The organism is Bermanella marisrubri, assembly GCF_012295615.1.
Lineage (GTDB): Bacteria > Pseudomonadota > Gammaproteobacteria > Pseudomonadales > Oceanobacteraceae > Bermanella > Bermanella marisrubri.
In genome coordinates this window covers 369,989-381,950 of the sequence record NZ_CP051183.1, presented here as the reverse complement: position 1 = coordinate 381,950, position 11,962 = coordinate 369,989, and the positions used below count along the sequence as shown (strand labels likewise).

20 protein-coding genes are annotated in these 11,962 nt (G+C 46.3%); 3 read left to right on the top strand and 17 right to left on the bottom strand.

What is annotated here, in order from left to right; translation table 11 throughout:
• Positions 1–16: 16 nt before the first annotated feature.
• From mtnA to HF888_RS01750, 3 genes are all read left to right on the top strand, one after another.
• Positions 17–1,093: an S-methyl-5-thioribose-1-phosphate isomerase gene (gene mtnA, locus HF888_RS01760; protein ID WP_007017893.1), complete on the top strand. Its 1,077-nt coding sequence runs from the start codon at positions 17–19 to the stop codon at positions 1,091–1,093.
• The gene (locus HF888_RS01755; protein WP_007017892.1) at positions 1,080–2,072 is read left to right on the top strand and encodes a phospholipase A; all 993 of its coding nucleotides are present in this window, start codon (positions 1,080–1,082) and stop codon (positions 2,070–2,072) included. The genes mtnA and HF888_RS01755 overlap by 14 nt, the downstream gene beginning before the upstream one ends.
• A gap of 100 nt (positions 2,073–2,172) precedes the next feature.
• Positions 2,173–3,357 carry an acetyl-CoA C-acetyltransferase gene (locus HF888_RS01750; RefSeq protein ID WP_007017891.1) on the top strand — a complete coding sequence of 395 codons (1,185 nt, stop codon included), beginning with the start codon at positions 2,173–2,175 and terminating at the stop codon, positions 3,355–3,357.
• A 94-nt stretch (positions 3,358–3,451) separates the two neighbouring features.
• Here the strand turns inward: HF888_RS01750 and rplQ are convergent, their stop codons facing one another.
• The 17 genes from rplQ to rplN all read right to left on the bottom strand — a co-directional run bounded on the left by rplQ (position 3,452) and on the right by rplN (position 11,961).
• Positions 3,452–3,844: a 50S ribosomal protein L17 gene (gene rplQ / locus HF888_RS01745; RefSeq protein WP_007017890.1), complete on the bottom strand. Its 393-nt coding sequence runs from the start codon at positions 3,842–3,844 to the stop codon at positions 3,452–3,454.
• A gap of 26 nt (positions 3,845–3,870) precedes the next feature.
• Positions 3,871–4,872, bottom strand: coding sequence for a DNA-directed RNA polymerase subunit alpha (locus HF888_RS01740; protein ID WP_007017889.1), 1,002 nt, complete (start codon positions 4,870–4,872; stop codon positions 3,871–3,873).
• A 19-nt stretch (positions 4,873–4,891) separates the two neighbouring features.
• Complete coding sequence (gene rpsD, locus HF888_RS01735) at positions 4,892–5,512, bottom strand: 30S ribosomal protein S4 (RefSeq protein WP_007017888.1); 621 nt, start codon at positions 5,510–5,512, stop codon at positions 4,892–4,894.
• A gap of 12 nt (positions 5,513–5,524) precedes the next feature.
• Positions 5,525–5,914 (bottom strand): 30S ribosomal protein S11, encoded by a 390-nt coding sequence (gene rpsK, locus HF888_RS01730; RefSeq protein ID WP_007017887.1) that lies wholly within the window; start codon positions 5,912–5,914, stop codon positions 5,525–5,527.
• A gap of 17 nt (positions 5,915–5,931) precedes the next feature.
• Complete coding sequence (gene rpsM / locus HF888_RS01725; protein WP_007017886.1) at positions 5,932–6,288, bottom strand: 30S ribosomal protein S13; 357 nt, start codon at positions 6,286–6,288, stop codon at positions 5,932–5,934.
• Positions 6,289–6,416: 128 nt separating this feature from the next.
• Positions 6,417–6,530: a 50S ribosomal protein L36 gene (rpmJ, locus tag HF888_RS01720; protein WP_007017885.1), complete on the bottom strand. Its 114-nt coding sequence runs from the start codon at positions 6,528–6,530 to the stop codon at positions 6,417–6,419.
• Positions 6,531–6,555: 25 nt separating this feature from the next.
• Positions 6,556–7,887 carry a preprotein translocase subunit SecY gene (gene secY, locus HF888_RS01715; RefSeq protein WP_168367028.1) on the bottom strand — a complete coding sequence of 444 codons (1,332 nt, stop codon included), beginning with the start codon at positions 7,885–7,887 and terminating at the stop codon, positions 6,556–6,558.
• 12 nt (positions 7,888–7,899) lie between these two features.
• Positions 7,900–8,334 (bottom strand): 50S ribosomal protein L15, encoded by a 435-nt coding sequence (gene rplO / locus HF888_RS01710; RefSeq protein ID WP_007017882.1) that lies wholly within the window; start codon positions 8,332–8,334, stop codon positions 7,900–7,902.
• A gap of 1 nt (position 8,335) precedes the next feature.
• Positions 8,336–8,515, bottom strand: a complete 180-nt coding sequence (rpmD, locus tag HF888_RS01705) for a 50S ribosomal protein L30 (protein ID WP_007017881.1) — start codon at positions 8,513–8,515, stop codon at positions 8,336–8,338.
• Positions 8,516–8,521: 6 nt separating this feature from the next.
• A complete protein-coding gene (gene rpsE / locus HF888_RS01700) occupies positions 8,522–9,031 on the bottom strand; it encodes a 30S ribosomal protein S5 (RefSeq protein WP_007017880.1) in 510 nt (169 codons plus the stop codon).
• Positions 9,032–9,042: 11 nt separating this feature from the next.
• Positions 9,043–9,393: a 50S ribosomal protein L18 gene (gene rplR, locus HF888_RS01695; protein WP_007017879.1), complete on the bottom strand. Its 351-nt coding sequence runs from the start codon at positions 9,391–9,393 to the stop codon at positions 9,043–9,045.
• 10 nt (positions 9,394–9,403) lie between these two features.
• Positions 9,404–9,937, bottom strand: coding sequence for a 50S ribosomal protein L6 (rplF, locus tag HF888_RS01690; protein ID WP_007017878.1), 534 nt, complete (start codon positions 9,935–9,937; stop codon positions 9,404–9,406).
• A gap of 13 nt (positions 9,938–9,950) precedes the next feature.
• The gene (gene rpsH, locus HF888_RS01685) at positions 9,951–10,343 is read right to left on the bottom strand and encodes a 30S ribosomal protein S8 (protein WP_007017877.1); all 393 of its coding nucleotides are present in this window, start codon (positions 10,341–10,343) and stop codon (positions 9,951–9,953) included.
• Positions 10,344–10,398: 55 nt separating this feature from the next.
• On the bottom strand, positions 10,399–10,704 hold the full coding sequence (rpsN, locus tag HF888_RS01680) for a 30S ribosomal protein S14 (RefSeq protein ID WP_007017876.1): 306 nt from the start codon (positions 10,702–10,704) through the stop codon (positions 10,399–10,401).
• A 10-nt stretch (positions 10,705–10,714) separates the two neighbouring features.
• Entirely contained in the window at positions 10,715–11,254 is a 540-nt protein-coding gene (rplE, locus tag HF888_RS01675; protein ID WP_007017875.1) for a 50S ribosomal protein L5, read from the bottom strand.
• A 10-nt stretch (positions 11,255–11,264) separates the two neighbouring features.
• Entirely contained in the window at positions 11,265–11,582 is a 318-nt protein-coding gene (gene rplX / locus HF888_RS01670; RefSeq protein ID WP_007017874.1) for a 50S ribosomal protein L24, read from the bottom strand.
• 10 nt (positions 11,583–11,592) lie between these two features.
• Complete coding sequence (gene rplN / locus HF888_RS01665) at positions 11,593–11,961, bottom strand: 50S ribosomal protein L14 (RefSeq protein WP_007017873.1); 369 nt, start codon at positions 11,959–11,961, stop codon at positions 11,593–11,595.
• Position 11,962 lies beyond the last annotated feature (1 nt).

Here is an 11,962-nt window from a genome sequence, read left to right as displayed (position 1 = left end):
TTTGCCTGAACCATCAATGCTGAACGAAAACCTGCACTCCGACAACGCGGCCATTATTTGGCAAGACCACAAACTTCTATTACTCGATCAACGCATTCTTCCTCAAGAAATTAAATACATTGAGTGCTCAGACGCCAGCGCGGTAGCAAATGCTATTAAGAACATGGTCGTCAGAGGTGCTCCTGCTATTGGTATTAGTGCAGCATATGCTCTCGCGTTGGCGGCAAGAAAACTCGGTCCAAGAGGAGACTATAAAAGCATAATAAATGAACTATCAGCTTCTCGCCCCACCGCTATTAATTTATTTTGGGCCATTGAGCGCGTCTCTGAAGAAATTGAACAATCCCGCCAACTTTCCAACGACGCGTTCTATGATCATGTTTTTGATCTTGCTCAGCGCATTCATAAAGAAGACATATTAGCCAATCAGCAAATGGGCCGCTATGGCAGTGATTTCATCGCCAGCAAAACCAATAAACCCATCAACGTTATCACTCACTGCAATGCTGGTGCATTAGCCACCGGCGGCTATGGTACAGCACTTGGGGTTATTCGCTCACTTCACGAAGACAGGCGCCTCAATCAAGCGTATGCCAGTGAAACTCGACCTTGGCTACAAGGCGCACGGCTCACCGCATTCGAATTGATGCAAGAACAAATCAAAACCACTCTGGTGACCGAAGGAGCCATTGGACAACTAATGGCGAAAGAAGATATTCATTGGGTTATCGTGGGGGCTGATCGTATTGCCGCTAATGGTGATGTGGCAAACAAAATTGGTACCTACAACTTGGCAGTATTAGCCAAACACCACGGAGTTAGTGTAATGGTGGTCGCGCCGACATCCACTTTTGATATGTCACTAGCGAACGGTCAAGCCATTCCTATTGAACATCGTCCCATAAGTGAAATCACCGACTTCAAGAATACGGCGATTGCACCAAATGGATGTCATGCTATAAATCCGTCATTCGATGTTACGCCCCATGAATTCATTGATGCTATAGTGTGCGAGCATGGCGTAATAGCACCCCCTAATACTCAGTCCATGAGTCAATTTCTAAAGCATGCGAGTGACCATGATAAAATTTAAATTATCCATTGCTACATTCATTATTAGCTTTTCTTTATTTGCGCAAGGCATAGAAAACAATAAGCAAGATGTGATGAGCAATGAGGAAATCAAAGACATTGATATTCCTCAGTTGAAATCGCAACAGCAAGAACAAGAATTGAGTGAAGAAGAAAGCGCAGAAGCCCTTAATCAAGCACTTGAACGACAGCAAATCATTGAAAAGAAAGCAGCGAAGTTGCCGTTCTTGATACTTCCTCATCGGCCGAATTACTTTATGCCCTTCGCTTACATGCAAAAACCCAGAGATACCTTTTACAAAGAAATACTAGGGGACGAATGGCCAGGCTTTGACAACTACGAAGCGATCTTTCAGCTAAGTGTGAAATATCAAGTAGGCAGTCTTGATGAAGACGATACCCATCGAATTTATCTTGCGTATACCGGAAAGTCATTTTGGCAAGTGTATAACAATCGTCTGTCTCGACCATTTCGAGAGACCAATCATGAACCTGAACTGATACTTCAGATGCAACCTGATTGGGGCTACATCAATCGCTTCGACATTAAGTTTAATCATCAAAGTAACGGACAAGTGCAAGGGCTCTCGCGCAGCTGGAATCGGATCATTTTAGGATTTTACAAAGCGAATGGTGACAGTATTTATGGTTTAGAGCCTTGGTGGCGCATTCCAGAAACAGGAAAAGCGGACCCCGCAGATCCAGAAGATAACGATAACCCGAATATGTATAAATATTTGGGATACGCCAATTTTATATGGTTTCGAAAACGCGGCAGTCATTCATTACTGTTTCGTGCCGGTAACAACCTAAACATTGAAGATAATAAAGGTTGGACGGAATTGGAATGGACTTTTCCAGTAAGCAAGCGTGTAAGAGGCTTCATTCAGTGGTATGAAGGTTATGGTCACAGCCTCATTGAATACGACCAATACCAAAGAAGGATAGGCTTAGGGTTTAAGATTAGTGATTATTTGTAGCGTTTATTTACCGCTTAAGAACAACACTTAAACCGTCAAGGTTCACAACGATAAGGGCAAAATACAGCCCAGAAATAATTAGCACATAACGGAGAGAGATATGAGTACTCGTGACATAGTAATTGTCGCTGCTGGGCGCAGCGCCATCGGTACTTTCCAAGGTGGCCTAAGTAGTTTATCTGCCGTTGATCTAGGCAGCCAAGTCATCAAACACTTATTGACTAAACACCAGATCGACGGTGCCCAGGTCGATGAAGTTATCCTTGGTCAGGTGTTAACTGCTGGCACAGGTCAAAATCCGGCTCGCCAAAGTGCTATTAGGGCTGGGCTACCGAATACAACACCTGCAATGACTATTAATAAAGTGTGTGGTTCTGCTCTAAAAGCACTGCACTTGGGTGCTCAAGCCATTGCTTGCGGCGATGCTGATATGATCATCGCAGGTGGTCAAGAAAGCATGAGCAATGCCCCACACGTCATGCCTAATTCTCGCAATGGTCAACGAATGGGCCCTATCACTATGATTGATACCATGATTACTGACGGCCTTTGGGATGCATTTAACGACTATCACATGGGGATTACAGCAGAGAACTTGGCAGAAAAGTTTGGCATCAGCCGTGAAGAACAAGATACCTTTGCCGCAGCCAGTCAACAAAAGGCAGTGGCAGCGCAAGAAGCGGGTCGCTTCGATGATGAAATCATTCCAATCACAGTGCCACAACGAAAAGGCGATGATCTAGTCTTTGATAAAGACGAGGGTCCGCGCGCAGGCACCACCCCAGAAAAACTCGCAGCCATGCGCCCTGCTTTTAAAAAAGACGGTACTGTAACTGCTGCCAATGCATCTAGCTTAAATGATGGTGCCGCCGCAGTAATTATGTGTAGTCGCGAAAAGGCAGACGAATTAGGTCTACCTGTATTAGCCACGATTAAAGCTTATGCAAACGCAGGAGTAGATCCCAGCATTATGGGAATTGGCCCAGTAAGCGCAACACAACGCTGCTTAAGTAAAGCCGGTTGGGAGCTGAATGATATAGACCTAATTGAAGCCAACGAAGCCTTTGCCGTGCAAGCATTAAGCGTAGGCAAAGAACTTGGCTGGGATAGCGACAAAGTAAATGTTAATGGCGGCGCTATTGCCCTTGGTCATCCTATTGGCGCTTCAGGCTGCCGTGTTCTCGTAACACTATTAAATGAAATGCAAAAACGTGACGTGAACAAAGGATTAGCAACTCTTTGTATTGGTGGCGGTATGGGAGTGTCCATAGCCATTGAACGCTAGCAGGTAGCGTTGTGAAAAATAGTTAATAAAGAGTAAAATCTAAGCATAAAAAAACCCGCAGTCAGCGGGTTTTTTTGGATCGTGGTACTGTAGATTAATCTTCTGCAGATTCATCTACTTCTTCAGCCACTGGACGATCAACAAGCTCTACGTAAGCCATAGGCGCGTTATCACCAGCGCGGAAACCACACTTAAGAATGCGAAGGTAACCACCACTACGCTCTTGGTAACGAGGACCAAGTTCGTTGAATAGTTTACCTACGGCTTCTTTTGAACGAGTGCGTGCAAAAGCCAAACGACGGTTAGCGACAGAATCTTCTTTCGCTAGCGTAATTAAAGGCTCAGCAACACGACGTAGTTCTTTTGCCTTTGGCAAAGTCGTTTTGATAATTTCATGTTCGAACAAAGACACAGCCATGTTTTTAAACATAGCTTTGCGATGCGAACTAGTTCGGTTTAAGTGACGACCACTTTTACGATGGCGCATGTTCTAATTCCTTACCTCAAACCTACTTAGGCAAGTGCCTTGTCATCTTTTTTCAAACTAGCTGGTGGCCAGTTCTCAAGGTGCATACCCAATGACAATCCACGAGAAGCTAACACGTCTTTAATTTCGGTTAGCGATTTCTTACCCAAGTTAGGGGTTTTCAGCAACTCAACTTCGGTGCGCTGAATCAGGTCACCGATGTAGTAAATATTTTCTGCTTTCAAGCAGTTTGCAGAGCGTACAGTCAACTCAAGGTCATCTACCGGACGCAACAAGATAGGATCGATTTCATCTTCTTGCTCTTCTGGCTCTGGCTCGGCTTCATTTTCCAGATCAACGAATACAGCTAACTGCTGCTGTAGGATCGTTGCAGAGCGACGGATCGCTTCTTCTGGCTCAATGGTGCCATTGGTTTCCAGATCGATAACCAATTTGTCTAGGTCAGTACGCTGTTCGACACGGGCATTTTCAACACCGTAAGCTACACGCTTAACTGGGCTGTATGTCGCATCCAACTGCAATTTACCAATTGCCTTAGTCTCTTCTTCGTTTTGATTACGAGACTCAACCGTCTCATAACCGCGACCTGCTGCGACCTTAATGGTCATTTTCAGCTCACCTTTATCGCTTAGGTTAGCGATAACGTGTTCTGGGTTAGCAATTTCTACCCCATGGTCAAGCTGAATGTCAGCAGCTGTCACCTGGCCAGCGCCAGTCTTGTGAAGGGTCAAGAAGGCTTCGTCACGCTCGTGCAAGCGCACGGCAACACCCTTAAGGTTTAGCAGGATTTCGATTACGTCTTCCTGTACACCTTCAATAGTGCTGTACTCGTGAAGTACACCGTCAATTTCCACTTCCACAATGGCTGCGCCAGGCATAGAAGAGAGAAGGATACGACGCAACGCAGCACCTAAAGTGTGGCCGAAACCACGCTCTAGCGGTTCCAGAGTGACTTTAGCCTGTGTATTGCTAACCTGCTCTACTTGAATGTGACGCGGAGTTAGAAATTCGTTCACTGAACGCTGCATAGCTGCCCCTGTTCCTATATTACTTAGAGTACAATTCGACGATTAACTGTTCGTTAATCTCGGCTGATAACTCGGACCGTTCAGGAACTGCTTTGAACGTACCTTCCATTTTCTTGGCATCAACGTCGATCCAAGCGATATCACCACGTTGGGCGGCTAGTTCCAAGGCGCCTTTAATACGTAGTTGCTCTTTCGCTTTTTCACGGATAGACACAACATCGCCAGCTTTAATGTTGTAAGACGGGATATTAACCGTCTGACCATTAACTGCGATAGCCTTGTGTGATACCAACTGACGTGCTTCCGCGCGAGTTGAGCCGAAGCCCATGCGGTAAACAACGTTGTCCAAACGAGTTTCAAGAAGTTTCAGTAGGTTCTCACCAGTTGCACCTTTAACACGTGCAGCTTCTTTGTAATAGCTACGGAATTGCTTCTCTAATACACCGTAAATACGACGTACTTTTTGTTTTTCACGAAGCTGAAGACCATAGTCAGATAGACGGCCACGACCTGCGCCGTGTACACCTGGCTTAGTTTCAACTTTACACTTTGAGTCTAGTGCACGAACACCGCTCTTCAAGAATAGGTCTGTACCTTCTCGACGAGACAGTTTGCACTTAGGTCCAATATAACGAGCCATAGTTCTGTCCCCTTAAACGCGACGTTTCTTCGGTGGGCGACAACCGTTGTGAGGAATAGGAGTCACATCGGTAATGTTGCCAATTTTATAGCCACATGCATTCAATGCACGTACAGCAGATTCACGACCAGGACCTGGGCCTTTAACTTCCACGTCCAAGTTCTTTAAACCATACTCTTTAGCGGCTTCACCAGCGCGTTCCGCAGCAACCTGTGCAGCGAAAGGGGTACTCTTACGAGAACCACGGAAACCAGAACCACCTGCAGTCGCCCAAGATAATGCGTTACCTTGACGATCAGTAATGGTTACGATGGTGTTATTAAATGACGCATGGATGTGCGCCACGCCGTCTACGACGGTCTTTTTAACTTTTTTCTTAACGTTACGTTGTGGCTTTGCCATAAATCAACCCTGCCCTATTAACGCTTAATTGGCTTACGTGGGCCCTTGCGGGTACGTGCGTTGGTTTTAGTACGCTGACCACGTAGCGGCAGACTGCGACGGTGGCGAATACCGCGGAAGCAACCTAGGTCCATCAAACGCTTGATGTTCATAGATACTTCACGACGAAGGTCACCTTCAACAGTGAATTTGCCAACTTCTGAACGCAGTTCATCTAACTTCTCGTCAGACAAGTCAGAGATTTTAGTTGATTCTTCAATACCAACCGCTTTACAGATTTGCTTAGCTGTCGGCAAGCCAACACCGTACACGTAGGTCAATGAAATGACCGCGTGCTTGTTGTCAGGAATGTTTACACCGGCTATACGAGCCATCTTTCACCCCATCACGCATTAAGCGTGTAGATGCTTTTACTATGGATAGGCACCATAATAATCCTCGACCAGAGCTGTTGCCAACTCTGGCCGATTAAGCCTATCCCCCATTTTTTACAACGTCGGAATTAGCCTTGACGTTGTTTGTGCTTAGGATCAGTACAGATCACACGCACACTGCCATTGCGACGAATTGTCTTACAATTACGGCAGATTTTCTTTACTGAAGCGCGTACTTTCATGGAAAGTCTCCAGTTAAACCTCGGATTAGCGTACCAAGCCGCCACCCATACCATTCAAATTCGACTTCTTCATCAAGCTCTCATACTGATGTGACATCAGGTGAGATTGCACTTGTGACATGAAGTCCATGACCACCACAACTACGATAAGTAGTGAGGTGCCACCAAAGTAGAAGGGCACGTCGGCCGCTACCACCATGAATTGGGGCAGCAATGATACAGCAGTTATGTATAAAGCGCCAAATAAAGTTAATCTTCCTAGTACACCATCTACATATTGGGCGGTTTGAATGCCCGGACGGATACCTGGGATAAAGGCCCCAGACTTCTTCAAGTTTTCCGAAATGTCCTTAGAGTTGAACATCAAGGCGGTATAGAAGAAGCAGAAGAATATTACCGCTGCTGAGAACAAGATCAGATATAACGGTTGACCAGGACCCAGTGCCAGAGACACATCCTGCAACCATTCCATTCCCTCAGTACGACCAAACCACTGACCGATCGAAGCCGGGAACAGTAGGATAGACGACGCGAAGATTGGTGGAATTACACCTGCCATGTTGATCTTCAGTGGTAAATGCGAACTTTGAGCCGCAAAAACTTTGCGACCCTGTTGACGCTTAGCGTAATTAATTGCGATACGACGTTGTCCACGTTCAACGAACACAACGAACGCTACAATTAATACTGCAAGCACAGCGATACCCAACAACACTAGGATATTAGTATCACCCTGACGAGCAGATTCAAAAGATTGACCAATGGCACCAGGCAAGCCTGCAACAATACCAGCAAAAATCAGCAGCGAAATACCGTTACCGATACCGCGCTCAGTCACTTGCTCGCCTAACCACATTAGGAATACCGCACCACACACGAATGTGGATACAGCAGTCACGTAATATAGAGGGGTCGCGTCAAATGACACACCTTGGCTGGCCAAGCCCGCGGCAACGCCGAAGGCCTGAACAGTCGCTAACAGCACTGTGCCGTAGCGAGTGTACTGACTGATTTTACGACGACCAGCTTCACCCTCTTTTTTAAGGGCTTCCAGCTGCGGGCTCACCGCCGTTAATAACTGCATGATAATCGATGCAGAAATGTACGGCATGATACCTAATGCGAAGATCGACATACGCTCCAAAGCACCACCTGAGAACATGTTAAATAAACTCAGAATGGTTCCTTGGTTCTGTTCGAACAACGCAGCCAAGCGGTCAGGGTTAATACCAGGTACCGGAATATGAGCACCGATACGGTATACGATAATCGCAATCAAAACGAACTTGATACGTGACCAGAGTTCGCCTAACCCTGCGGGCGCTAGACCTGTTGGTTGTGAGCCTTGCTTTGCCATCTAAAATGGTCCTTATTCTTCGATTTTACCGCCAGCGGCTTCAATAGCAGCTTTAGCACCTTTGGTCACTTTTAGACCTTTAACGGTAACTGCTTTATTGATTTCGCCAGATAGAATCACGCGAGCACGCTTGATTTTGTCACCGATGATGTCGGCTTTTTTCAATGCGTCTAGATCCACTACGTCAACACCAGCAGCTGCTAATTCGTTTAGACGAATCTCTGCAACGTATTGTGCTTGACGAGAGGTAAAGCCGAATTTTGGCAGACGACGCTGCAACGGCATTTGACCGCCTTCAAAACCTGGCTTCACGCGACCACCTGAACGAGACTTCTGACCTTTATGGCCACGACCGCCAGTTTTACCTAAGCCACTACCGATACCACGACCAACGCGTTTACCGGTTGTACGAGAACCAGGTGCCGGGCTAAGAGTATTCAATTTCATTTTACTCTCCCTCCACTTTCACCATGTACTGAACTTTGTTGATCATGCCACGTACTTCTGGCGAATCTTCAAGTTCAACTGTGTGACCAATTTTGCGAAGACCCAAGCCTTTCATCGTAGCGATGTGCTTAGGTAGCTTGCCAATGGTGCTACGAATTTGCGTTACTTTTACTTTTGCCATGTCGGACTACCCCAGAATTTCTTCTACAGATTTACCGCGCTTGGCAGCAACTTGCTCTGGGCTACGCATTTCACGTAGACCTTTAACGGTTGCACGTACAACGTTGATTGGGTTAGTAGAGCCGTAGCACTTAGCCAATACGTTGTGGACACCTACCATCTCTAGTACTGCACGCATCGCACCACCGGCGATGATACCTGTACCTTGAGAAGCGGGCTGCATGAAAATCTTAGAGCCACTATGAGTAGCTTTAACAGGATACTGCAGCGTGTCGCCATCAAGCTGTACATCAATCATGTTGCGCTTAGCTTGTTCCATTGCCTTTTGAATAGCAGTTGGAACTTCACGCGCTTTACCACGACCAAAACCTACTTTGCCTTTGCCATCGCCCACTACTGTAAGAGCAGTGAAACCGAAGACACGACCACCTTTAACTACTTTCGCTACGCGGTTAACTTGTACCAGTTTTTCCTGGAGTTCACCGTCGTTATTGCGATCTACACGTTCATTTGCCATGTTTCCGCCCCTTAGAATTCCAGGCCGCCATCGCGGGCCGCATCAGCTAACGCTTTCAAACGACCGTGGTATTTAAAACCAGAGCGATCGAAAGCAACTTTTTTGATCCCTTTAGCAATCGCACGTTCAGCAATTAGCTGACCTACTTTTGCTGCAGCATCTGCATTACCAGTTTTACCTTCACGTAGATCTTTCTCTACGGTAGAGGCTGTTGCTAATACTTCGGAACCATCGGACGAAATGATCTGGGCGTAAATATGACGTGGAGTACGGTTTACACACAGACGGGTCGCGCCGATCTCGCGCATCTTGATACGAGCGCGGCGAGCACGACGGATACGTGCTATTTTCTTCTCGTTCATAACCTATACCCTACTTTTTCTTGGCTTCTTTACGACGAACATATTCGTCAGCATAACGAACACCTTTACCTTTATACGGCTCAGGCGGACGGTAGCCGCGAATTTCCGCTGCAACCTGACCCACTTGTTGCTTGTCCACACCTTTGATAACAATCTCGGTCTGGCTAGGAGTTTCAGCAGTTACGCCTTCAGGAAGCTCATAGTCAACAGGGTGGGAGAAACCCAAAGATAGGTTCAAGGTTTTACCAGAAGCTTTCGCACGGTAACCAACACCTTGAAGTACAAGTTTCTTCTCAAAACCTTCGCTTACACCAGTAACCATATTGTTTACTAGAGAGCGGAAAGTTCCTGTTAGTGCTGTTGCTTGTTTATCAGCCTTAGTTGGCTCAAGACGCAACACGTTTTCTTCTTGCTTAACAGCAACAAGCTCGTGAAGGTCTAAATCTAGTGATCCTTGCTTACCTTTAACAGTGATTTGCGCGTCAGAAATCTTAACTTCAACGCCAGCTGGTAAGGTAATAGGAGCTTTAGCTATACGAGACATCTCAAACTCCTCCTTAGAATACCGTACAAATCACTTCACCACCGATGCCAGCGGCACGGGCAGCACGATCAGTCATAATGCCTTTAGAAGTAGAAACAATTGCGATACCAAGACCGGCTTCTACTTTTGGCAACTGTGCAACGCTCTTGTACTGACGTAGACCAGGACGAGAAACACGCTTGATGTTTTCGATTACTGGCTTGCCTTCGTAGTACTTAAGCTCAATGCTTAATGTCGGTTTAACGTCACCGTCAACCGCGAAATCAGCAATGTAACCTTCGCTCTTTAGAACTTCAGCTACTGACGCCTTCACTTTGGAAGAAGGCATTGCAACAGAGGCTTTGCCAGCGCCCTGCGCATTGCGGATACGAGTGAACATATCCGCCAAAGTATCTTGCATACTCATAATTTAACCTCAGGTTGTGCAGCGTCCCGCGCAGCCTAAACTACGCGGGGATTGCTTACCAACTGGACTTTTTAAGTCCTGGGATGTTGCCTAACATGCCTTGCTCGCGAATCATGATGCGAGAAAGCTTGAACTTACGGTATACGCCGTGTGGACGACCCGTAATTTGACAACGGTTCTGCTGGCGACTCTTTGAAGAATCACGTGGTAGCTTCTGTAGCGACATTTGCGCATCCCATACTTCTTCTTCAGAAGAGTTTGGGTTTTTGATGATAGCACGTAATGCTTCACGCTTCTCAGCGTATTTAGCAACCAGTTTTGCGCGCTTTAGTTCGCGCTGTTTCATTGCAATCTTTGCCATGGTCTACTCCTTAATTACGGAACGGGAAGTTCAGTGCACGAAGTAGAGCACGACCTTCATCGTTTGTACGAGCAGTAGTGGTAACAGTGATGTCTAGACCACGAACTTTATCCACTTTATCGTATTCGATTTCAGGGAAAATGATCTGCTCTTTAACACCCATGCTGTAGTTACCACGACCATCGAATGACTTAGCATTCAGGCCACGGAAGTCACGTACACGTGGCAAGGCAATGTCAACTAAACGGTCTAGGAATTCCCACATGCGGTCGGCACGTAGAGTTACTTTACAACCGATAGGCCAGCCTTCACGAACTTTAAAGCCTGCTACAGATTTGCGAGCTTTAGTTACCACAACCTTTTGACCAGCTAGGGCTTCTAAATCTGCTACTGCAGCTTCGATTTGTTTCTTGTCACCGATGCCTTCACCAACACCCATGTTTAGGGTGATTTTGGTTACTTTTGGCACTTCCATGACATTTTTGTAGCCAAATTCTTCTTGCAGTTTGGCTACCACTTCGCTTTTGTATAAATCTTTTAAACGAGACATTGTGGCACCCTTATGCGTCTAGTTGTTCGCCAGTGGACTTGAAGATACGAACTTTCTTTCCGTCTTCAAGCACCTTGAAACCAACACGATCTGCTTTGCCAGACTTAGCGTTAAAGATGGCTACGTTAGAAGCTTGAATACCCGCTTCTTTTTCAACGATACCACCAGGCTGACCCAAGTATGGATTTGGCTTTTGGTGTTTCTTAATCATGTTCACACCGGCAACGATCAAACGACCGTCAGGTAGAACGCGATTAACTTTGCCACGCTTACCTTTGTCTTTACCGGCGATAACAATCACTTCATCTTCGCGACGAATCTTTTTCATCTCACGCCTCCTACAGTACTTCAGGAGCCAGTGAAACAATCTTCATGAACTTCTCTGAGCGAAGTTCACGAGTCACTGGTCCGAAAATACGAGTACCGATTGGTGCTTCACTGGCGTTCAACAACACAGCTGCGTTTGTGTCGAAACGGATCAAAGAACCGTCCTGACGACGAACACCAGCTTTAGTGCGAACAACAACAGCATTCAACACTTGACCTTTTTTAACTTTACCGCGAGGAATTGCTTCCTTAACAGTAACTTTAATTAGGTCACCCACACGCGCGTAACGACGATGAGATCCGCCCAGTACTTTAATACACATTACGCGCTTTGCGCCGCTGTTATCAGCGACCTCTAGCATAGTTTGTGTTTGGATCATT

Coding starts and splice junctions, on each gene's coding strand:
- mtnA (WP_007017893.1), top strand. CDS start 17: ATGCTGAACGAAAACCTGCACTCCGACAACGCGGCCATTATTTGGCAA.
- HF888_RS01755 (WP_007017892.1), top strand. CDS start 1,080: ATGATAAAATTTAAATTATCCATTGCTACATTCATTATTAGCTTTTCT.
- HF888_RS01750 (WP_007017891.1), top strand. CDS start 2,173: ATGAGTACTCGTGACATAGTAATTGTCGCTGCTGGGCGCAGCGCCATC.
- rplQ (WP_007017890.1), bottom strand. CDS start 3,844: ATGCGCCATCGTAAAAGTGGTCGTCACTTAAACCGAACTAGTTCGCAT.
- HF888_RS01740 (WP_007017889.1), bottom strand. CDS start 4,872: ATGCAGCGTTCAGTGAACGAATTTCTAACTCCGCGTCACATTCAAGTA.
- rpsD (WP_007017888.1), bottom strand. CDS start 5,512: ATGGCTCGTTATATTGGACCTAAGTGCAAACTGTCTCGTCGAGAAGGT.
- rpsK (WP_007017887.1), bottom strand. CDS start 5,914: ATGGCAAAGCCACAACGTAACGTTAAGAAAAAAGTTAAAAAGACCGTC.
- rpsM (WP_007017886.1), bottom strand. CDS start 6,288: ATGGCTCGTATAGCCGGTGTAAACATTCCTGACAACAAGCACGCGGTC.
- rpmJ (WP_007017885.1), bottom strand. CDS start 6,530: ATGAAAGTACGCGCTTCAGTAAAGAAAATCTGCCGTAATTGTAAGACA.
- secY (WP_168367028.1), bottom strand. CDS start 7,887: ATGGCAAAGCAAGGCTCACAACCAACAGGTCTAGCGCCCGCAGGGTTA.
- rplO (WP_007017882.1), bottom strand. CDS start 8,334: ATGAAATTGAATACTCTTAGCCCGGCACCTGGTTCTCGTACAACCGGT.
- rpmD (WP_007017881.1), bottom strand. CDS start 8,515: ATGGCAAAAGTAAAAGTAACGCAAATTCGTAGCACCATTGGCAAGCTA.
- rpsE (WP_007017880.1), bottom strand. CDS start 9,031: ATGGCAAATGAACGTGTAGATCGCAATAACGACGGTGAACTCCAGGAA.
- rplR (WP_007017879.1), bottom strand. CDS start 9,393: ATGAACGAGAAGAAAATAGCACGTATCCGTCGTGCTCGCCGCGCTCGT.
- rplF (WP_007017878.1), bottom strand. CDS start 9,937: ATGTCTCGTATAGCTAAAGCTCCTATTACCTTACCAGCTGGCGTTGAA.
- rpsH (WP_007017877.1), bottom strand. CDS start 10,343: ATGAGTATGCAAGATACTTTGGCGGATATGTTCACTCGTATCCGCAAT.
- rpsN (WP_007017876.1), bottom strand. CDS start 10,704: ATGGCAAAGATTGCAATGAAACAGCGCGAACTAAAGCGCGCAAAACTG.
- rplE (WP_007017875.1), bottom strand. CDS start 11,254: ATGTCTCGTTTAAAAGATTTATACAAAAGCGAAGTGGTAGCCAAACTG.
- rplX (WP_007017874.1), bottom strand. CDS start 11,582: ATGAAAAAGATTCGTCGCGAAGATGAAGTGATTGTTATCGCCGGTAAA.
- rplN (WP_007017873.1), bottom strand. CDS start 11,961: ATGATCCAAACACAAACTATGCTAGAGGTCGCTGATAACAGCGGCGCA.